Raw genomic sequence first — 22,472 nt, 5'->3', positions numbered from 1 at the left:
ATAATGTTTGTTTTATTCCTAATCCGAGTTTAACATCTTTGTTTTATTTTGAAAACAAAATATTTTAAAACAAAACGGAAATATTCAAAACTATCAACGATTGAGCTATTTTATTAAAAAAACACCCTGACGTAACCGTCAGAGTGTTCCTGTTTCATCGGTGGATTAGAAAATCCCCGCTTTTTGGGAAGTGTTTTTAATACCATAGGTATCATTAACTACGGTGTTGCCAAAGCTTGTTAAGCTTCCGTTCGGACCTGTGGCGATGTCCAGATAGTTCAGACCAGAGCTGTTTCCGTACCAAGACCAAGCAAGCCAGCCTACCCCTTTTTCCTGACCATATCTCATGATGGCATACTCGTCCACATCACCGTTTGTGTGATATCCCCCGAATTCACCAATGATCAGAGCCAATCCTTTGTTCAGCACATTCTCCATATTGGCTTTGACCGTTGCAGCATCTTTGCCAGCATACTCATACATATGAATGGAGAAGACGGTATTCTTTTGAGAATCGGCTGCAAATACACTTTGTCCATAATCCACGATGGATTGAGGGAACTGTCCCCATCCAGCTGCATCCACAATTAGCGTATTTTTGATTCCGGCATTACGGAGTTTCGGAATGGCTTTTTTGTAACCATCAGCCCACGCACTTCCATTCCACGTTCCATACCATTCATTGGCGATGTTGACGATTACCCGATCTTCTTTGCCTATCAAAGCTTCCTTAATACTAATCCAGTAGTTCACTGCCGCATCCAACGAATTATAATCATCTTTCCCTGTGGCGTCATGCACTTCAAGTACAGCTATCATTTTATTTTGGTTAACCACATTAATAATATTTTTAACAGCGTTCAGATCATCTTTGGTGTACAGGCTGCCATTCGAAAGAACAATGCGTACCGTATTGGCACCTGTTTTGGCGATTGCAGGAATAGCGGTATTCAGATCATTTTTGAACCAGGAATGTCCGTGATTAACACCTCTCATGACAAAAGCCTTGCCTGTGGAATCATACAACTTGTTACCGCTTACATAAAATCCTGTAGCAGCAGATGCTTTGGGTGCTGCACTCCCTAATACCATGAACATAAGAGCAGCAATAACCGTGAAGATGGTACACTTTTTCAGATTAACCATTCGTTTGGAACCTCCTGTATTTGTTTTTTTATTTCAATTAACCCTGCTCTAGGCAATAAGTTAACTAAAATCGTTGGTAATAGAGGTTTTTTGTTAGTAAATAAACAAATAATAACTTTATTATAGTTACGTTTTTTTAGTTTAATAAACTTTATCGTTAAGGTTATGGAGTTATAATAAATTGAAAACGCTTACCAGTCAAGATCTTTTTACCATGGATAGTAATCATTTGTTTTACATAACAAAGCAATAAAAAGGTTCTCTCCCCTCACAATCGTTCGGAGAAAGAACCCTCTGCATTATAAACGTCAGTTAACTCTTGCTTAAGTCTTGTTTATCTGTTGTTTAATCCCTGATTTAGACTAAGTGTCTTCCCTAACTCCCGCCAATACCAACCCAACCCGGTAATGTGGTCTTACCCGAATCTCATTAAACTTCCCAATCTCCACGCCCTCAAACCGCTCCACATAAGCCTGATTCACATAACTCTTGATCGTTCCTCTTCGAATTGGAGTTATGGAAAGACGAAGCTCGTGATCGGCCAACAAATGACGGGATTGCTTCAAACCAAGCATCCAGCTATGCCCATAGTGAATATGATCTGTTAACATCTGATGATGAATATGCGCTGCTGCAACGTCTCCTTCATAATCAATCTCAACCCATACGTCATCTACTTGTTCCGGCCACGCTGTATCCAATCTCAATGTTGCTGCATACTCTTTCGGATAATCAACCTCTACAGCCGGCTCGTAAGGGGAAATCTGGAATGTGTACGTACCGAATATTCCCCGCTTTGACTGGGATGACACAGCATATTTAGAAGGTGAAACATGCTCTGGAGCCGGATAGAAGGATACCTCAAACTCTGTTTGCTCCAGGGAGTTGCATATGAGCATCTCATTCTGCACATACAGATGACTGCTGCTAATCACAAGTCTCTCTTCTCCGCCCACACGGAAACGGTAGGCATGCAATGCCTCTTCACGGGTCAATGTAATGATACGTATGACCGTACCGTCCGATGTTGTGATACGCAGATGATGGTCCATGCCAGCCATCGGGTGAATAATAACTTCATTACCCTGCTCGGAAACGGCACCTTCGGGCATATCCACATTTGTAACAGATGTTGCATCAATAACATACTCAGGCGCCATACCTTCATGGGCATAAAACACAGCCGTGAGCTCCTGATTTACCATAAATCGGGTCAGTGGCTGAACGGTAGCACTAATGATCTTCATTCCATTCAGATTCATATGGAAAGGCAGAATGGCTGCCATGCCGGATTTCAGCTGCATCGTGCCTTCTCTTGGATAAAAAGCAGTCCCTTTGCCGGTATGCAGCTCCAATTGTATATCTCGATCAGGCAACGCCACATGATCCTGATAATTATTCATGAACAGGAATCCTGAGCCTTCTTGTTGACGAACAGACCAGCGCAGATCCATCATGTTCTCCGGTGTTATCGAATGTTGCTCTTCCGGTATAACACTGCCCATTGGCGCAAGCAGCTCACCGTATGCTTCCAGAAACATGGACAAGGTTCGAATGCGGTTATACGATTCACCAATACGTCCAAACTCCCCGAGCGGGGCTTGGTAATCATACGTCATTTTAGGCAATGCCTGTTCATTCATATACGTTTTTTGCCCTACCGGATTGGTTCCGCCGTGATACATATAATATCCAACCAGATTACTGCCATTTGCCAGCTTCACAATGGTCATCGCCTCAACACTGTCCGCATCTACAACCGGCCGAGCATGATAACTGACCTGCATGCCACCTGCTAGTTCGCAATACGCCGCAGGATACTCCAGACTGTCATAATCCACTTCTTCAACAGGATTCATATGCAGATCCTGGAATAAATACTCTCGGCTTGGAGGCTGATTGGGAATCCATGGTGTGTACGCATACCCCGCAAGCATAGGCAGCGTTCCTTCTTTAGGCACCGCAGCATTACCCCAGGCTGTGGCAGTATAGAACATGGGGTGCATACCGACTTCTTCGACAATACCGCGAAGCACCTTCAGATGTTCACGACCGTCCCGGCCAGAGGAAATGTATTTTTCGCGGGTATACCCCCAGGCATCCATGGGTGCGCCAGCGTGCATATACTCATTTTCCAACTGTACGGCTATTACGGGGCCACCCTCCTGATAAAAACAACCGTTGAGTTGACGGGCAATCTCACGATATAATCGCTTGGCATAATATAGATACCCTTCATCATTCGATCTCACTTCAAATGGATAACTGAATAACCAATCAGGCATCCCTCCATTACGAACTTCCCCATGACAGAATGGACCAATCCGCACGATCAGTGGCAGCTCATGTTTGCCACACAGATCCACGAAGTGCCGCAAGTTCAGGTTTCCTGACCAATTAAACTCGCCTTCCTGCTCCTCGTGAAAATTCCAGAAAACATACGAAGCGACGATGTTCACCCCGCCTGCCTTCATCTTCAGTAATTCTTCTTCCCACTGTAAGTAAGCGAATCTGGAGAAATGAAATTCACCTACCACGGGAATATGAGGTTTATCATTACGAAGCATATAATAGTTGGTAAAGTCATAAGACTCCCCTCGTGGATTCTTGCCGCCACTACCCGTCATGCGACCCGCACGAATCTCTTTATCTTTTGCATCCAGTATAAAACGAATCTGGCTTCCTGCTATACTATCGTTCATGGATTATATAACTCCTTCGGTATATATGGGATAGGGTTGAGTCGATTAGCAATTATCTATGGATGACTGCCCCTTGATGATTGGGGTTCTTCTCCAGAACCCGCTCCAACTCAAGTTCGGCTTCATTTGTCCGACCTAGGCCAAGAAGACCTAATGCTCGCATGTATCGGCAATGTTCTTCATTACGCTGGTTGAGATCATCGTCAAACACCAGGAAATCGGGCAGAGATACTGCAAAATAATCCATTCGGATGTGATCATGCATATGTCTTTCCGCATAGTCAATGAGTTTGTTAAAGCGTCGGTTGGCTTCCTTCACATTGCCAAGCTTCTGCCAGGCCAGACCCTGATAATAGATGGATTCCGGCGGTTGATCATTATAAAACATCGCGCTTGCCGGTTCATTCAAACCGATGGATGCTCTGTGGAAATTCTCCTCTGCCGCCTGATTATTCTTCAGTTGCTGGTAGGCACAGCCAAGATAAAAGTAAACTGGGTTGTCTCCGGCTCCCTCCAATTTACCTTCACCTAAGTTCTCCGGGTAAACCAAAGCCTTCTTCAACAGCTCCAATGCCAGTTCAGGTTGTTGTTTCTCCAGATTTCGCTTCGCCAGTTCCGTCAGTGCCGTAACATATTGTCCTGTTACCTTGCCTTCTCCACCCTCCCATGGATGAAACCGCCGGGTCTGAAGGGCATTCCATGCTTCTTGATGGCTACCTTGCATATTCAATAAAGTTACCCACTCAATGTACAGATCGTCACGATGATGAACCAGCTCCATGTGATCTTCCAGCTGTTTGATTCGATGCTCGCAGGAATACCCCATCTTCTTGCGCAGCTGATCCAACTCGTAGAAGATCCGTGCATCTTGCGAGTCCAACCGGAAAGCTTCCTCTAATGATGCCAGTGCAAGATCGGGCCGATTCGACTTGTTATAATAAGCCAGTCCCAGATTCCGATGTACAGTCGAATATGCAGCATCCACCTCGCGTGAAGTTTCCCAATGGGTGATTGCTTCCTCGTATCGTTTATGATCATATAACCAATTTCCCAGGTAATAGTGAGCACGCGCATCATTCGAATCCACTGCCAATGCATCCTGAAGCACCATGAATTCAAATAACGTATTAGGAAAACAATAATCCGTTGGAGCAGCTTTCCCTTGTCTTAGACATTCCCGGGCCTGCTCAACATCCCCCAGCTGACGATACAAGTAGGCCTGAGCATAACCAACCAAAGGATACGGCCGTGAATTTTCGGATTCAACATAGGAGAGTACCGTAAGTGCTTCTTCACACAACCCACTTTCCGCATAATCCGCGGCTACATTCAGATAATTATAAACCTCTCCTCGCATCAGACGATGGAAATGCTCACGTGCTTGCTCCGCTTGTTCTCTCTCTGAAGGTGCAGTTACTCCGCTGTAGATCAGGACTAATTCATGTGCGGCTCCAAATTCAACCGGGTCCAGTTCCAATGTCTCACGCGCATATTGGATCGCCTGTTTATCTTGACCCATTCTGCGTAACAGAGCCACCTTCAGATGCCGAGCCTTATAATTTCTGGTGTTGCGAATCAGCGAACGTTCGATGTGATCCAACGCTTCGATGTCCCGATGTAACGCCGTATCGATCTGAGCAAGCATGTAATAACCTGTATCCTGATACTGTGCAGACCATACGGCTTTATACAGTGCTGCGTAGGCTTCTTCCTGTTTCCCCTGTAGTTTCAAACTCAGACCGAGTTGGTAAAATGCTTCACTATCATATGGATTCGTATTTTTCCATGTCAGCGATTGTACAGCCTGTCTGAAATGCTTCTCTGCATCTTGAAACAATCCTCTGCGCAGCAGCAATGTGCCATACGCAATGTTTAGACGAATATCTGTTGCATCACGCTTCAAACCTTCCAGATAATAAGGTTCTGGTTCATACGTGGCATGCCGATATTGCTCCAAATGAAGACCTGCCAGATATAGTTGTTCATTCGTACGAATCTCGGATGGTAGCGGGAGTGGTGTGGCCGGGTCTGGGACTTCCTGAATCTCAGAACGTTCAGGCTGATAGGCCACAAGTACTTTTCCTTCCCCAGTTCGAACACTTAACTTCAACTGATGCCATTCATCTTGTCCGCTCCACGGGAATGAAGACTTATATAGTTCCGTAGGTGAGATATTACATCTCTCATGGAGATATACCGCGGTTGGTCCTATCACTTCAACGGTCACTTGTTCAAAAAACGACGTCGCATATACCATCACGGTTACCGCTCCGTTCGTTTCGTCCATTTCCAGATTAACTGCGGCATCAATCGTTACATTTTTGACCATGCCAATTCCTTTATATGGCATAAAATACTGCGAGAATGATTTCGCTTCATAGGGCTGTAACCACGTAAAATCAGGCTGATTATCGGTATAGATCCCGGTCATTAATTCAATATAAGGTCCATCCTCGTCCGTTAACTGACGATCCCAGGCTTGCCCGAATTCCCCATTCCCCCAAGTCCATTGCTTCTTGCCCGGAGAAATATGATGATTGGCTACATGCAGCAGGCCTGCCTGGATCCCATGGTCATAACCCCCTACAAAATTATAATCCGACTTATACGCCATATAGGATGTTGGAACCGGTATGTTTTTGTAGCGCGAGATATCCACACCTTCGGAATAGTCCATCTTGTAATAGGTGCCGGTTGCGATTGGAAAGCGGGATACGTCCCGTTTTCCGTGGTCCAGCACAGCCGTTACATCAGGTGGAAAGACGGATTGCGTATGATCGTTGACAGCTACAGCCGGATTCGCCCACCATAGAAAAGTTTGAGGTGCGCTGGTGCGATTGTATACCTCGGCATGGATTTCCAGATAGGCTTTGCCGGGATGTAATGTGAAGCCAGCGGTCATTTTGGTACCATACATGCGATCAATCTCACCAACCCACACAGTAGCGCTTCCATCTTCATTACTGCCAAATGTATAATCGACTGGACCAAACGTGTTGGGCCGATGATGCTGTGGCCAGTTGAATTCGATTCCCCCGGAAATCCATGGCCCTGCCAGACCCACAAGTGCAGGTTTAATTACCCGGTTATAATATACAAAATCGTAGTTGTTGGTCCGATCCAGCGCGCGATAGATCCGTCCACCCAGTTCGGGCATCATCTCGATACGTACATATTCATTTTCGAGAATAATTAATCGATACGACTTCATTTTTGCTTCATCTTCAATGCTGTCGATCACGGGATGTGGGTACACCTTACCCGAACTTCCCTGATAGATTCGCTTTTCAAGAAACATCGGATTTTTGTCCGGTTTACCTGTACCATAGGTTGGAATATCTCTGGTTTCTTCCCATATGCGAACATTTGATTTTGCTGTCACGTGATTCAATTCGCTCACTCCTCGGCCTCGTATATATTGTGATCATACGCTCCGACATGCAGGAAGAACATTGACATTAAGCGGTTCTTGATGGACGATCTTCGGATTCCCACATAACCAAAGAGAGTACCTATCCACTGAATAATGCAGTGAAAGGTACTCTCTGATCGATCTTGATTAACTTATCTGCGACGTGCAAAATCCACAAATCTGAACTTGTCCGGTCGATGCCTCGACTCCGTATACTGAAATTGACTGGCATCCTCCAGGTAGACTTGGCTCCTCACCACAACTACATTGTGGAAACCTTCAAGGTCAAGTAATTCCCTGTCCTCAGCGGTGGGTTCTTCCACCAAAATCTCTTTTTTGGCAAACGAAATGGAAAGCCCCAGCTCTTGCTCAATGTACTGATAGATGGAATCATTACAGATCTCTTTGCTGAGCCCAGGAACAAGCCGCTGGCTAATGTAATCTTTGTCCAGTATGACATGCTCTCCATCCACTTTGCGCACACGTCTGATCTCCCAGACCTGTTCGTTCAGACCAAAGTTAATTTTCTTGTGCAACGCCTGATCCACTTGTTGCTCCTCGAAAACCTTCACATACGTTTGAGCGCGATGTCCCATTTTTTTGGCTAATTCCTTGAAGCTAACCAGACCTGAGATGGGAAAATCGATCTTGCGTATGTCCAGTACAATTGAGCCCTTGCCTTGAATCTTCTGAATATAACCTTCTTCGTACAACATTTTCAATGCTTTGCGAATAGTCTCTCGAGACGTTTGATAACTTTCCGATAGATCCAGTTCCGATTGAAGCAGCGTGCCTGCCTCAATCTCTCCAGTCCGAATACGATCTGCAATATCTTCATATATCCGGATAAATTTATTATTCATTATTCATCACCATTGTTCATTACCCTTTTTTATCATATTGGCAACCTATTATAACATTAAAAACCAATCAAGCGGTAATGTCGTTACTGCCGATGATTAAAGTATCACTTGTAAGAATCAATTCAATCTAGATATGATGATCGAACGCTGACGCTTTCTCCACTTGATCTGTATGCTTCTCATTCATAACTTGAATCAGCTTATTTAAACGGAAGATCAGCGCTGCAGCTTCGGATCTGCTTAAGTGCTGCATGGGACGGAAGCTGCCGTCTTCATATCCGGTAATCATGTACAAACCTGCAAGCTCCTGCACTTCTTCTTTGGCCCAATCAGATACATCAGTCTGGTCGGTAAACGCTCTTGGGGAAGTCAGCGGTTCCGGTCTGATCTTACGAACCACATTGGCTATGATCTTGGATGCCTGTTCACGTGTTACCAGCGCATACGGAGCGAACTTACCGTTTCCCATACCTTGAACCATCTCATGGTGAACGGCTGCCCCAATCTCAGGAGCGAACCAATCCTTAGCACTCACATCCTGAAATCCATGTTGTTGTTCATTAACCGTTGTATCCACACCCATCAGACGTACGATTAATGCGGTAAATTCTGCACGCGTAATCGGACGGCGTGGCTCGAAGCGAGTTTCACTTACACCTTGAATGATATTTTGTTCCGCCAGCCAGGTAATCTGATCCTTATTAAAGGTTTGGCTGATATCAATAAATTTGATATTTTTTTTCGCAGGTAACTCAGGTTGCTCATCAGAAGGTTCAGGTTGTGAACTCACCTCATCGGCTTTTACCGAAGTATCTGCTGGATTTGAAGCTGTACCACTACCGCTCCAGGCGGATGGTGGATACGGAAAAGTCATGGCTGCGGCCCGTTTGCTTTCACTTTTCTCACCTGCCGAATTCTCCGTCCATACAACCACCTCATAATGCTGCTCGGCATTCAGTCCTGTCCATACATAACTGCGCTGTGTACCACGGTAGATCTCACGATCTTTATGGGTGATTACAATCACCTCATTCATTGAATCCAGTTCCCAAGTTAGCTTAATCGTATTAGTGCCTTGCGCTACGGCTGCTACTGTCAGATCTTCGGAAGGCAACGTCTCGAATTCCGGAACCTGGAGCGCATCTCCCTCTCCTGCCTCATTATATGGAATGATTGCAAAGTCAGTATAACGCTCGGCACTGTTCAATTCAGTCACATGTATGGATGTCTCCGTTGTTGTTCCCACAAGCTCTTCATTTCGATAGACTCGATAACCCGCAGCACCAGGAATCAGTTCCCATACGATGTCTGCACCATGCGTTGAACGCCCCTCTATTACAGGAGGTGAGGCAGCACTACCGGGCAAAGTCATTGCATGAAGGTAATAACCACCATCACTACTGCCCGAAGCATTCATGGTCTTGACCGTATAGCTGTAGTTCACGCCCGGTTCAAGTTCCTTGTCGTCATAGAACATTTCGTCAGCAGGAACACGAGCAACCTCCACACCGTCACGCTCAATGATGAACTGCTCGGCACCTTCAACCCGGCTCTGTTCCAATAGAAGACGAATGTGGTCCTTCACCGAATGATACTCCACTTTGGCAGGCGCTGCTGGCTTGGTCAGGACAGAATACGCCTTCATCTCCGATACATCTCCCTGATCATTCTCTGTGTAAATTTCAATCGGGTACTGCTTGCCTGCATCCAGTTGATCAACGATAAACTCTTTTTGCTTGCCACGGTATACTTCTGTACCATCCAGCAATACAACGAATGTTTCGTTCCCATAAGGGAAGTCCCATTCCAATTTGGCATGGTCTGTCTCCGGGTATATCTTCATTTCCAGTGAATCAACATGAGGCAAGGTATAAAAAGGAGTCACGGTCATTGGGCTTCCTGAACCAGCCGTATTATAAGGAATAATCTGTACCTGATCATATCGGGTTGCACTCTCCAGATGAGTTAATCTCACCTCGGTAATATCCCCTTCTTCAATAGTGGTGAACATCTGATCTCCGATCCATATGGTATATCCCTCAGCACCTTGTACCTTTGGCCAAGAGATTAATCCCTCTTTTTCCCCAATTATACTTGCATGTAAAGGTTCAGTAATGGTCGCAGGCAACGTTCGCACGTGAACTTCGAAACCAGAATCACTCTCACCCGTTGCATTCGATGTTTTGATGGTGTACAGGTAACGCTCTCCTGGTGTCAGACCATGATCTTCAAATGAATTTTGATCTGCCGGAACCTTAGCGACTTCAACGTCATCCCGCATGATGATGAATTGCTCTGCTCCCCGTGTAGAGCTTCCAGTCAGATCCAGCACCGCAGTCTGATCTGTGATGTGTGTTATGCCTGCCGTCTGAGGGGATATAGGTTTCGTTAAAACCTGAATCTGAATAGACTCTGACCGATGACCCTCTTCATTAATCGCGATGAGTTCGAGTTCATACGCTGTACCATCCAGCATACTATTGAGATGTACAGACGGTTCAGACACGCTCTGCACATCTCCCGTTACCCGATTGCGAATCTCATAGGCAGCCGCTCCCTTAACAACTTCCCAAGCCAGATCCACCTTATGTGTTTCAGCGTTCACTGTGATCCCTTCTGCAACCAATGGCAAAGTTTGAGTCATTATACTGAAAGTAAGCGGAGCACTCGTTCCACTCGCATTGACTGCCCGAATCACATAAGTGTATTTCGTTCCTGGCGACAGATCCTTGTCCACGAATTGGGTTTCAGTTGAATCCATTTGAGCAATCTCTCTCCCATCCCGTTCAATGACGTACTGATCTGCCCCTTGGACACCTGTGTTGCTGAAATCCAGACCAAGGCTGTTTTTGGCCACATCATATACGGCAACCTTAGCGGGTTTCTCAGGCAAAGTCAGCAGCGATACATCTGTCGCTTCAGAACGAGTCCCCTGTCTGTTGACCGCCCATAGTTGATAATGATGCCACGTTCCATCCTGGAGCCCTGTAATCGTGGCTTCATTCTCAATTCCCCTATAGATCTCTTTGCCCTTCTGCTCAATCACATATTCAGCGGCGCCTTCCACGACCGACCAGGAAACTTTTGCCCGATGTACTGCTGGGTCTGCAATTATCTCGTCAGGCGACACAGGTTTGGACAATCGGATGAGCTGCGCTGTCTCACCCGAACCCGAAGTATTCACAGCCTGAACTTCCAACATGTATTCTGTACCTGGCAACAATTCATCAGCCGTGTAGGCCAGTCCTGTTGTTCTGCCCACTTCTATGCCATTGATTTTCACAATATAGAGATTCGCCGTATCTACAGCTTGCCATGCAAGCCCCATACTTGTTTCACCAGTCCATGTGACATTCAGTCCTTCCGGCCTGCCAGGTAGCGTAAGAATTGTACTACGGGTGGATGCACCGTACCCGGCAGCATTGCCCGCCTTTACTTCATAGGTATACTCACGACTGCTTGACAGATGGTGAACTGACAGTTGTGTATCTGATATCTCATGGCTCTGTCCATTGATGACCACCTCATATTTCATTGCCCCAACTACAGGCTCCCAGCTCAAGATCGCTCCCTGTTCAGTTACTTGAACAACATGAAGTCCCGACGGACTCTCGGGTAGCGTTGTTCCTGACACCGAACTGCGCATACCTTGTCCACTTTCGTTCACTGCTTGTACATCCAGTTGATAAGATGTTCCTGAACTCAGTCCCGCAAAGACCCATTCTTGGGTTCCAGCAGGAACCGTTCCCGACTTCTCTCCATTCAACAATAACTCATAACGATCGGCTCCTCGTACTGCTTCCCAATTCAGACGAAGGCTCGCTGTAGAAGCATCTGATACCTGTAAGCCGGACACCTGTCCAGGTAACGTCTTGAGCAAGGGTAATCCTGCCAACGGTCCTGTTCCTGTCTCATTTCCGGCAATTAACGTATAGCTGTACTCCGTTCCGCTATCCAGACCCGAGTCCAGATACTCCGTCTGTTCTCCTTCATATATGGCTGTTCCATCACGCGAAAGACCATAATACGTTGCAGAAGTCACTGTCTCCCATGTTAATGAAATATCATGCTCCCGAATTTGAACAGCCATGAATTCACCGGGCACTGCCGGCAGTGTGAGAAATCCGGTTCTACTACTACCGCCTGCCCCACTTTCATTCATTGCCGTGACCGAGATGTTATGCATGGTTCCTGGGACGAGGTTACTGATATAGGGTAGGTTGGCAGGGTCAGATACTGTCTGATCAAACACGGTGGAGCCGTCCAAAGTAGCAGCGATGATGCGGTAAGCATCTGCTCCCCTTACTGAATCAAATTGAATTTCGGCCAAATTGGGCTGGAAATCTACTTTTCGAACGTGCAACGTTCCGGGAGCTGCCGGGATCGTTAATACTTGAGCGCTTACTGCATCACTTACTCCGGTGTGGTTTCTCACTCTAACTTCATATTCATAGACCTGACCACCGCTTAGGGAGTGATCGATTATACTGTGGTTAGGATAATCCAGTGTCCATGACTGTCCTGTCGTTTTATTCGTTATCTCATACTGATATCCATCGGTATATCTTTCCCCCGTTGGCAAATCCACTGTAAGTTCAGCTGATGTCTCCGCGATCTGTGTCATTCTCACATGTTTCGGCTGCTCGGGCTTGCGTTGAACATGGTAAGGTGATGATGTTGTCTCATATGTATTGCCTGCTCTGTCCATGGTTTTGGCATGGATGTACCATATGCCTTCCGATTCGATGGATATTTTATGCTCGTCAGAGCGTGCCTCAAGCCAATGATCCGGTGATTCTGCACTGTTCGTAATTTGATAAAATCGTTCCAGTTCCTGAATGCCTGAGTGATCGTCGGCATACTGAATGGTAGTGGACATATCCATGTCTGTCCAGTCATGTCCGTTCGGTGAAAATGTAATGGTTGGCGCCATCTGATCCACATAGGCGATTCGACTGACCTCCTTGCTTACATTGCCAACGGTATCCCTTGCTCTGGCCCGAATGGTAGTAGCCCCGTTTGTACTTACTGTACCCATATTTCCTGCCATATACGGACCGTCATTCATGCTGTATTCATAGGATATCGCTCGTTCATCCACACTACCAGCAATCGTAAATTGTACATGTTCGTTACTCCATCCAGCAGAACTTAAACTAATTATCGGTTCGGTTGGCGCTGTCGTGTCGATTCTAACCTTTGCCTGAGCAAGCGTGCTTATATTGCCTACATGGTCAAGTGAGCGTGCATATACGATCGTTTCTCCCTCATCGGTAACCTTCACTTCGCCCATGTAATCGATCCAGGGACCTTTTTCGCTCAGTCGATATTGGCTCTTGGCAAGCCCGCTGCCTGCATCTTCACCACTGGTTATTGCAAAAGTTACATCCTGATTCGTCCAATTCTCTTCACTTAACCTTATCGTTGGTTGCTCAGGCCCAGTCTTGTCGATTTTGGCTGTTGCCGAAGTGGAAGCACTGACATTGGCAGCCCGATCAACACCTCGTGCATAAATCTCGGTTATCCCTTCTTCACTGAGTGTAAAAGGGGTCCTGTAGTCGATCCATTCTCCCTCGCTTCCTAGCTTATACTGTGTCAGACCAATGCCGCTTGCTGCGTCCGTACCCTCTGTTAATGTCACAATTACTGCCGCTTTTGTCCATTCGGGCGGATTCAACGAGATGACAGGTGGCGTTGGTGCTGTCCGATCTACCCTGGCTGTCACAGCCGTTTCCTGTCCTGTATTACCAAATGCATCCATACTGCGTGCCATAACCGTTGTGTTGCCTTCGCTGCTTACGGTAAACGCAGCACTGTATTCACGCCATTCTCCTGCCAGACCGACTTTCACTTCAGTCTTTTGAGTTCCGCTCAAGGCATCTTTTCCCTCTTCAACCGTGACTAGAACATCTTCCTTGGTCCATGAGGATGGCGTGAGTGTAACAGAAGGAGCAGTTGGGCCCGTCGTATCTTTCATCATCTCTCCAGCGGATATAAATGGGGTCTGTATCCCTTCTCCATTCAGTGCCGCAACAAATACTTCATATTTTCCATCCGCGAGTCCAGTCAGGGTAAACGTTGTACGAGTGGAAGTTGTTGTTCCCGTTGCGAGAACTTGCCCACCTGGACTGCGTATTTCGGTTTTGTACTGAGTGCCGTCAGGATTGCTATTATTACTCCAGCTCGCTGTGACAGAGTTGCCTGATTGTGTCACAGCCGCCGCAGCAGGTGGATTAGCCAGTGTATACTTGGAAGCTGGACTGGAGTAACCCGTGTAGGAACCACTTGAATTTTTGGCCCGTACGGCAAAAGAATAACTGGTATTCGGAGTGAGCCCTGTCACTTGCCGACTGTTTGACATACCTGTATCCACGATCTGGTTCGTCGTCATATTCTTCAGTTCATAGGTAACGGATGCATCATTCGCCTTCTTATCCCAATTTACCGTCAAGTTATTAGAATTAACCAATGAATATGTCGGCGTTCCGGGCACAACAAAACTTCTTACCGTAAAGTTAACGGTTCCTGCGGAGGACACCCCACCTTTGTCATCCATGACCCATACTTGCAATGTGTGTGTGCCATCTGGCAGGGTATCAGGCAATGTGTAATTGGTGTTGAAAGACTGATTTGAACCCGTTGCGGTCATCTGGGTAAGAATGTTCTCGGACCCACCATCAATGGACCATTTCACGGTCAACAGGTCGCCTACATCCGTATCTCGCGTTGTACCAGAGATCTGAAGTTGCTCGCCTTTGTAATAGGTTTGTCCCGAAGAGGGTGCTGTTAAGGTAAATGAAGGTGGAGCATTTTTGGGGCCAATCCCCACAATGGTTGAAAATTTACGTGAAGCCTGATTCGCTGTTGTCTTGGCGTCCCACCAAAATTGTGCAGCTGTATCACTCGCCGTAACGGTCTGGCCTGGAGTGAACGCTGAAGGTGAAGACCCTCCTGTGAGTTGGGCGCTGTCTGGGCTGCTGTACTGACCCATATATATGCGATCTGCATTCACAACATTGTACGTATTTGCATAAAAAGCCGTGACCTGAACACCCCCGCTGTAATTGCGCCATCCATTCTCAATGACTTCAAATGGAGAAGCATCATTGCCATTCACCATCGTATCCCAATAAAATGTTCCACCCAAATTTAGTGCCGTTCCACTTCGGTTAATAGCTTCCAGTTCAACCTTCATGTACCCACCTTGTGAGGTAGCATTAACGATAGAAACACGCAAAATATATTCCACATTGTCCTTTTGCCGGGACATTTCAATCACATTATTGTTAATTCGGTAATAATTCAAAGGCAATGTTTTGAAGTTCACGGGTGATCCATTATGGTCGATAATGGTAGATACATTCCCTGTATCACCACCATAAAATACATTTGTGTTTGGTAGTAATACAATTCTGTATTTGCCATCACTGTTCATCTCTACTTTCACCTTGGATGACTGTACAGCCTTCATGCTGGACGTGTCGGATACAATCCCGATTGTTTCAACCGTTTCAGCCATTACCATCGTTGCGCCCCATTCAAGCAGCAGGGCTTGAGGTGATAATAATGCAAATGCCAGTACCACTTTGGTTAACTGTTTCACTTGTTTTTTCACACGTTTTCCTGATTTCTTCAACGTCTACTCTCCTTTTTGGCACACAAAAAAAAGGAGGCACCCCAACAAAGGAACGATGTCCTAAGTTGGGGTGCCTCCCCTAACAAGTGTCATTTTTTCTTGATTATAACGATTAAGAGCATGAATGTAAACACTTGATCATGAACGCTTACTTCTCATTTCTCATCTCTGATCTTTAATAACGCTTCGTCCAATGCGCCAACGACCTTGTCACACCATGCATCAAATTCCGGATCTTCGGTCTGTAACTCAGGATGCTCCAGAATGTGCTCAATCGTACTTCGAATGCCCTGATCAGCTCTTGTCGTTGCTACAAATTCCGGAACAAGCCGTTTCAGCTTACTGTTGTCAAACACAACGGTATTGGCTTTGTCCCCCAGCAAACCGCCGCGAAGATCCTGGTCACTACATGCTGCCAAGAACTCGGAAGGTACATGTACCGCATGAAGCTTAACTCCCAACACGCCGGCAATAATCTCATGAATCTGATTCCAGGTGACAGATTCATCTGAGGTGATATGTACCGATTCACCAATGGCATGGATATTTCCCATAAGCCCGATAAACCCTTTGGCAAAATCAGTATTGTGCGTAATGGTCCACAGTGAGGTACCATCTCCATGGATGATAACGGGTTTACCTTCACGTATGCGTTTGAGAACCTGCCAGCTGCCTTGAGCACCATGAACACCGAGAGGTACCGATTTGTCGCCATACGTATGACTCGGACGCACGATGGTCACTGGAAATCCGTGCTCGCGGTATTGTTTCATCAGATAGTCTTCACAGTCAATCTTGTTGCGCGAATACTCCCAGAATGGATTCGATAATGGCGTTCCTTCCGTGATTCGGTAATCTGCCAGAGGTGTCTGATACGCTGATGCTGAACTTATAAAAATAAACTGCTTGGTTTTATCCTTGAACAAACGGTAATCTCGCTCCAATTGAGACGGTACAAAAGCGATAAAATCCGCCACAACATCAAATTCCAGATCAGCAATCAGTTCCGCTACACGTGCCTCGTCATTAATATCCGCTTGAAGTACGTTGACCTCACTAGGTAAGTCATCGTTATGATTGCCTCGATTAATCAAATACAGTTCACAGCCTTGCTGTGCAAGCATCTCCGTAATGGCCGTACTGATGGTGCCTGTCCCTCCAATAAATAGCGCTTTCATTTCGCCACCTCCTGATCGATTTTACCCACTTTCCCATGATATCACGCACCAAAAAAAGGAGCAAAGCTCGGTAACCCGAAACCATGCTCCTTCTGCTTATACGACCTTAATCGTTGCATATATCATGTACATGCCGCAATGGATCTCATATTCTCCCTTGGGCAGATCTTTGTCGACCGTATAATAATTGGGTCCCTTTTGCATGTATAGATCCATGCCAAGCTTTTGTGATCCCACTGATTTCACATGTGTCACCGACCGGGTCAGAATAAAGTTGATTTTGGTCGGTACACCAGCTTTCACCTCGATAACGTCTGGTCCAAAACCATCGTTGCTCACGTCCACATCAATGACTTCATATCCCTTCAAATCCTCCGGAGTCTCGGCTTGTGCTGTTACCGCACTTCCCGATCCTGGGGATACGTCTTTGCCCATAAAATAAACCAAAAATGATCCAAGCAATACAACAACGGTCAGACCCAGCGTTAACCAAGGCCATGTTTTTCCAAACCAGCTTTTCATATAAACACTCCTCATTCGATGTCCCATCCATATTCAATCCACAGACGGATTTATTCTTTAAGCATACCTGATTCGCGTGACAATGAAAATGACCCCTCTGGGCTATTGCGATTGAGCCATATTACTTCAATAAAAAAAGCCTGATTTCTCAGGCTTATCTACGGGTATTCCCGTTCATACTTCGCAATATCCCTTTTTGTATAACTCAGGAATATATCGGTGTATTCCGACTTCGTCTCATACGTAATTTATACAACTCTGGCAGGGCTACACCAATGAGTACAATGATAACTCCGAACCATTGCAATCCGCTGACATGCTCATGGAGCACGATTGAGGATAACAAAACTGCAATTGGAAGCTCCACTGCACCCAAGATTCCGGCCATGTCACCACCAATATGCGGAACGCCGATAGCAAACAGTACGGGTGGAATGAATGCCCCGAAGAATCCAAGTAACAATCCAAATACAAGCAACTGGCTCCAGATCAATCCGTTAAAGAGGAATGTCGGCGGGAACAAAATGCACAGAAGGATCAATCCGCCTGTAACCATCCACGCACTGCGGAAGGCTGGATGCGCTGAAGGAACCGCTTTGCCGCTGAACAAGACAAACAGGGAATAACTTACGGCTGCCATTAGTCCAAGCGTAATACCCAGACCGTTAAACTCACCCAATCCTTGTTCCAGGAAACCCGCTGCCAGCAAGGTTCCACCAAACAGAATGATCAACGTCAGGAACGTGACTTTGTCTGGACGTTGACGTTTGCTTATCGCCTGAATCAATACGCTAATCCATGTGAACTGGAACAACAGGATAATGGCAAGTGAAGCCGGGATATAACGCAAAGACTGATAATACACGAGCCCTGTAATTACCGTTGGTGTTCCAGCAGCCATCAATAACAGACGTTGTTTCCACGACAACCGCTTGAATACCTGTGCCACGGCTCCTGATGTTTTGCCATTTGCCTGTGACTTACGTTTTGTTCTAAATCTTGTGTATAGCGCCAGCATCCAGGATAGAAGAAAGCCCGTAATCAGCTGTGCTCCCACAACCTCTCCAAGTTTATATCCTTCGCCGTACGCCAGAACCACAATCGTGGATAATATGCCATAGCTCATCGCTCCCGCGAGAACGGACAGATAATATTTCATTGTGAATAAACCTCCTGATGATAAGAAAAATACGCCCGCATGTTGGTTCATGCCAAGGTCACAGACACCATCTAAATGCAAAAAATCCTAACTACGAGCAAGGAATACATTGATTCCTTGGCATCGTAGTTAGGAAGTATAGGCTTCCCGTAGAGACCCTCGCCCTGTGTACACTTTCGGCCTGCGAGGTTATACGAAATGATATATGCAATTTGATGTATTTCGTGTGTGACGACTTTTCATATATTACATGGGAGGTGAGATGGTGTCAACCCTATTCCGCATAAAAAAACGTCAGGTTCGATTAGAGCCTGAGGAGTCCCACTCCAATGTTTGCTGTAAACCTGTCTTCAATCCATCCAGATCCAGCCCATCCACGGCAAAAGCCTCACGGATCAAAGGCGGCGCGACAAATTCATCATACTTGCCCAGATAAGGAGCTTCATCTTCAGCCAGTAACGCAGATGCGTCTTCAGCCGTCCGACACTCACTCATGATCTCGGCTAATAATGTTCGTTCATCGACCTTGCCGGACACCACAAAATAATATGGCTCCATCGGCACAACGGACCGCAAGGCAAGTTTCTTGGACAGATTATGCTTCATCAGGCGCTCCAATGTACGGAATGATTTACTTCCCACCCAAGGAAGAACATACATCGAATCTCCCCCTGCCGGAATGACAACCTGCTTCAACAGTCCACTTTCACGAGCTAAGCGGCGCGCCCGTTCAAGTCGATTGACGGCTTGTGGTGACAGGTAAGGATAGATCACTGAGTCGGACAACACTTCACGCATTTTCTGTACCACCGACGTATGAATATCTCCTCCCGCTCCAAGCCATAACGTATCTACCTTACCTTTTGCAGACTTCACATACACAGCCTTGTGCTTGTGATCGACCTCTTCCACCTTCCACAGTTTGCCTGCGAGCGAGAAGCAATAGCCAGGTGGGGGCACGGTTGTAATCGAACCAATCTCTTCTGAGCCGTTTAATACTTTATGTTCCTCATCGTCTTTAAACACGGCGTAGAAGCGATAATTGTTCACGATTTTCTCACCTGTCAGACCGATAATCAATGTTCGATCCTCTGTCCATTGCAGATGATCCGTCTCAATGAGGTAATTCAGGAAAGCCTGATATTGATCAGGTCTAATCAACGCAAATGGGGCCAGCGACAGGATGGCTTCTGCAAGATCTCTCGGCTCCGCCTCCCCCATACTTTTCAGCATGCTCATCGTTTGATGGTAGAGCACACCTATGGGCATTTTGCGGGCTTCAAGCGGCTCGACCCACTTCGTTTTTACATATAGTTCGATAACAGCAATCGCACGCATCAACGTCCACGGCATACGTGCTGGCAATTGCGCTTCCTCATCCTCTTCCTCCGGACATACAAAAAGCATCTCTGATGCCATGTCCTCTCGTCTCCCTGAACGTCCCAGACGCTGTACAAAGCTGGAAGCACTATACGGTGCACCGAGCTGAACCACACGTTCCAGTTCACCCAGATCGATACCCAGTTCGAGCGTGACCGTTGCCGCAGCAACCGCGGGGCCTGCTCCAGTACGGAGGGCGGCTTCCGTTTCCTCCCTCAGCATGGCGGAGATACTTCCATGATGCACATGGAACACATCACGCTCTTGCCTGCGAGCAGCGACCCGCCGCATCTCAAGAATAGTGACCTCAGCGTCCGTACGGCTGTTGGTGAAGATCAACGCTTTTTTACGATGTGTGCTCTCATAGATGAAGTCGTAGTAAGCTTTGCGTGCGTTATGAAGCTGCTCCGCCTGCTCTTCATCCTGGGCATCTGGAAAAGAGAAATGTTCCACCCGCAGTCGCAGCTTGCGACCACCTGGAGAAGAGACCACATCCACTCCCTGCTGTGTTCCGGCAGCAAGCCAAGATGTAGCCGCATCATAGTCACTAAGCGTAGCGGACAAGCCCACTCTTCGCGGTGCACAATCAGCCATACGCTCGATTCTGGCAAGCTCGCTGAGTACTTGAATGCCCCGATCCGCTCCCATGAAAGCATGCACCTCATCGATGATGACATAGCGCAGATCATGAAACAGCGCCGGGATCGCATTCGGTCGATTCATGAGCAGACCTTCCAGCGATTCTGGCGTAATCTGAAGCACACCGGACGGATTTTTCATCAGTTTTGTTTTCTCCGCCTGAGGCACATCCCCATGCCAGTGCCAAACCGGAATATTTCCTTCGGTTAACAGATCCTTAAGACGTTCGAATTGGTCGTTAATCAGGGCTTTCAGAGGTCCAATGTACAAAATGCCCACTGATTTGGAAGGCCGTTCATGCAGCTCGGTCAATGCAGGAAAAAAAGCCGCCTCCGTTTTGCCGGAGGCCGTGCCTGCCGCAATCAGCATATGATGCGGGGTATGAAAACAGATATTGCAGGCCTCGATCTGAGCAGGCCGAAGCGATTCCCATCTTTTTTTATAAATAAATTCCTGCACGAATGGCGCCAGCCGATAGAATGGATTATCACTCATAATTCAAACTCCGCCAGAAAGTCGTCCAGATCATCCGAATTTGCGGAAGCATCCGCCCCTTTGCCCGTTTCCTGAGGTTTGACAGCCCGTTCACCAAGTAATTGATTATAAGTCACTTCAGGATTCTGGTGGAGCGTATGCAGTACATCCATAAAGTCTCGTACCACTTCACGCGTGGTCAGCAATTCATCCGCCCCCAGTCGGTTCACCGCCGTTTGCATAAAATCAACCAATTGTTCATCCGTAAGACTTGCACTATATCCAAAATGCAAGGCATGAATCTGTCGCAGCTTCTGGAGCAGAATCAGAATCTCTTCATGCGATAACATCGCCAGCTTCAGGATCGGACCTGTGTAATTCGCATACGCTTTGGTTGCATAACGACCCTCAATAAGCCTAGAGCGAAGCGCTTCATAGCTGTATAGTCCGCGCCGTTCATCCTCCACAAATTGCGGCGTACCACCTACAAATATACCCAGGTGCTCTGCCTTGCCCTGCATCGTATCATTGAACATGGTCAGCAATTTCTCATAGTTGCTTTGACGGGAGACACTGTTTGTAATTTTGTACAGATTCACCGCTTCATCAATGAACAACAGCAATCCTTTGTAACCAATGCGCGCTGTGAATTCAGACCATAATTTGAAGTAGTCATACCAGTTGTCATCGTCAATGATAACGCCAACAGCCAGTTCTTTTTTCGCTTCCGTTTTGGTTGCAAATTCTCCTCGAAGCCAGCGAAGGGCCGCCTGTTTGCGATCATCATCAGCCAGCTTGTATCCGTTCCAGTATGACGCCAGTACTTTAGCAAAATCAAAGCCGTGAACCAGATTCTGCATCTCCCCCGTCACCGCATAAATCTGTTTCTCTACCTCAAGCGGCAGAGCGGGATCATCCGGGCGCAAGTTCTGACTCTGCATCGTGGATTGTTGCAACCCTGCGATCCATTTTTGCAAAATCGGCTCCAACGCTCCCCCATCCGGACGTGTGCGTGTAGACAGACGAGTCATCAGTTCGCGGTATGTCGCAAGTCCCTGACCTTTGGTACCGACCAATCGTCGCTCTGGCGACAGATCGGCATCTGCCACAACAAAATCCCGGTCCATCGCATAGTTACGAATCATCTGCAAAAGAAAACTTTTACCGCTACCGTAACGGCCGGTAATGAGTTTGAACGCTGCGCCACCCTCCGCAATATTGTCCATATCTCGCAAAATGGCTTCCACTTCCGATTTCCGGCCAACTGCAATCTGTTCCAGTCCTATACGCGGGACAACACCCGCCGTTAATGAATTTACAAGTGCGGTGGTCAGCCGCTTCGGTATTTTAAGTTCTGTCAC

10 protein-coding genes and 1 riboswitch are annotated in these 22,472 nt (G+C 46.8%); all 10 genes read right to left on the bottom strand.

The features are described 5' to 3' along the window. Positions 1-165 precede the first annotated feature (165 nt). Positions 166-1,098 carry a glycoside hydrolase family 5 protein gene (locus tag MHB85_RS13470; RefSeq protein ID WP_373419854.1) on the bottom strand — a complete coding sequence of 311 codons (933 nt, stop codon included), beginning with the start codon at positions 1,096-1,098 and terminating at the stop codon, positions 166-168. 410 nt (positions 1,099-1,508) lie between these two features. Continuing rightward, entirely contained in the window at positions 1,509-3,848 is a 2,340-nt protein-coding gene (locus MHB85_RS13465) for a beta-galactosidase (RefSeq protein ID WP_091016722.1), read from the bottom strand. 52 nt (positions 3,849-3,900) lie between these two features. After that, on the bottom strand, positions 3,901-7,239 hold the full coding sequence (locus MHB85_RS13460; RefSeq protein ID WP_091016723.1) for a DUF5107 domain-containing protein: 3,339 nt from the start codon (positions 7,237-7,239) through the stop codon (positions 3,901-3,903). A gap of 173 nt (positions 7,240-7,412) precedes the next feature. Beyond that, positions 7,413-8,123 carry a trehalose operon repressor gene (treR, locus tag MHB85_RS13455; protein ID WP_076249494.1) on the bottom strand — a complete coding sequence of 237 codons (711 nt, stop codon included), beginning with the start codon at positions 8,121-8,123 and terminating at the stop codon, positions 7,413-7,415. Between the two features lie 127 nt (positions 8,124-8,250). Continuing rightward, positions 8,251-15,759, bottom strand: a complete 7,509-nt coding sequence (locus tag MHB85_RS13450) for a fibronectin type III domain-containing protein (RefSeq protein WP_149846572.1) — start codon at positions 15,757-15,759, stop codon at positions 8,251-8,253. Positions 15,760-15,914: 155 nt separating this feature from the next. Then, entirely contained in the window at positions 15,915-16,937 is a 1,023-nt protein-coding gene (locus tag MHB85_RS13445; RefSeq protein ID WP_105598534.1) for an SDR family oxidoreductase, read from the bottom strand. Between the two features lie 96 nt (positions 16,938-17,033). Next, positions 17,034-17,459 carry a cupredoxin domain-containing protein gene (locus MHB85_RS13440; protein ID WP_017688751.1) on the bottom strand — a complete coding sequence of 142 codons (426 nt, stop codon included), beginning with the start codon at positions 17,457-17,459 and terminating at the stop codon, positions 17,034-17,036. A gap of 205 nt (positions 17,460-17,664) precedes the next feature. Next, positions 17,665-18,618 (bottom strand): EamA family transporter, encoded by a 954-nt coding sequence (locus tag MHB85_RS13435; protein WP_105598533.1) that lies wholly within the window; start codon positions 18,616-18,618, stop codon positions 17,665-17,667. A gap of 106 nt (positions 18,619-18,724) precedes the next feature. Beyond that, positions 18,725-18,835, bottom strand: a riboswitch (purine riboswitch). A 77-nt stretch (positions 18,836-18,912) separates the two neighbouring features. Next, positions 18,913-21,132, bottom strand: coding sequence for a DEAD/DEAH box helicase (locus MHB85_RS13430; protein WP_105598532.1), 2,220 nt, complete (start codon positions 21,130-21,132; stop codon positions 18,913-18,915). Beyond that, a complete protein-coding gene (locus MHB85_RS13425) occupies positions 21,129-22,472 on the bottom strand; it encodes an ATP-binding protein (RefSeq protein ID WP_105598531.1) in 1,344 nt (447 codons plus the stop codon). Before MHB85_RS13425 ends, MHB85_RS13430 begins: the two co-directional genes overlap by 4 nt.

Origin of the sequence: Paenibacillus sp. FSL K6-4396 (genome assembly GCF_038002525.1) — a bacterium.
GTDB lineage: Bacteria > Bacillota > Bacilli > Paenibacillales > Paenibacillaceae > Paenibacillus > Paenibacillus amylolyticus_B.
The sequence above is the reverse complement of the archived record's forward strand: the minus strand, read 5'-3'. Positions and strand labels throughout refer to the sequence as shown.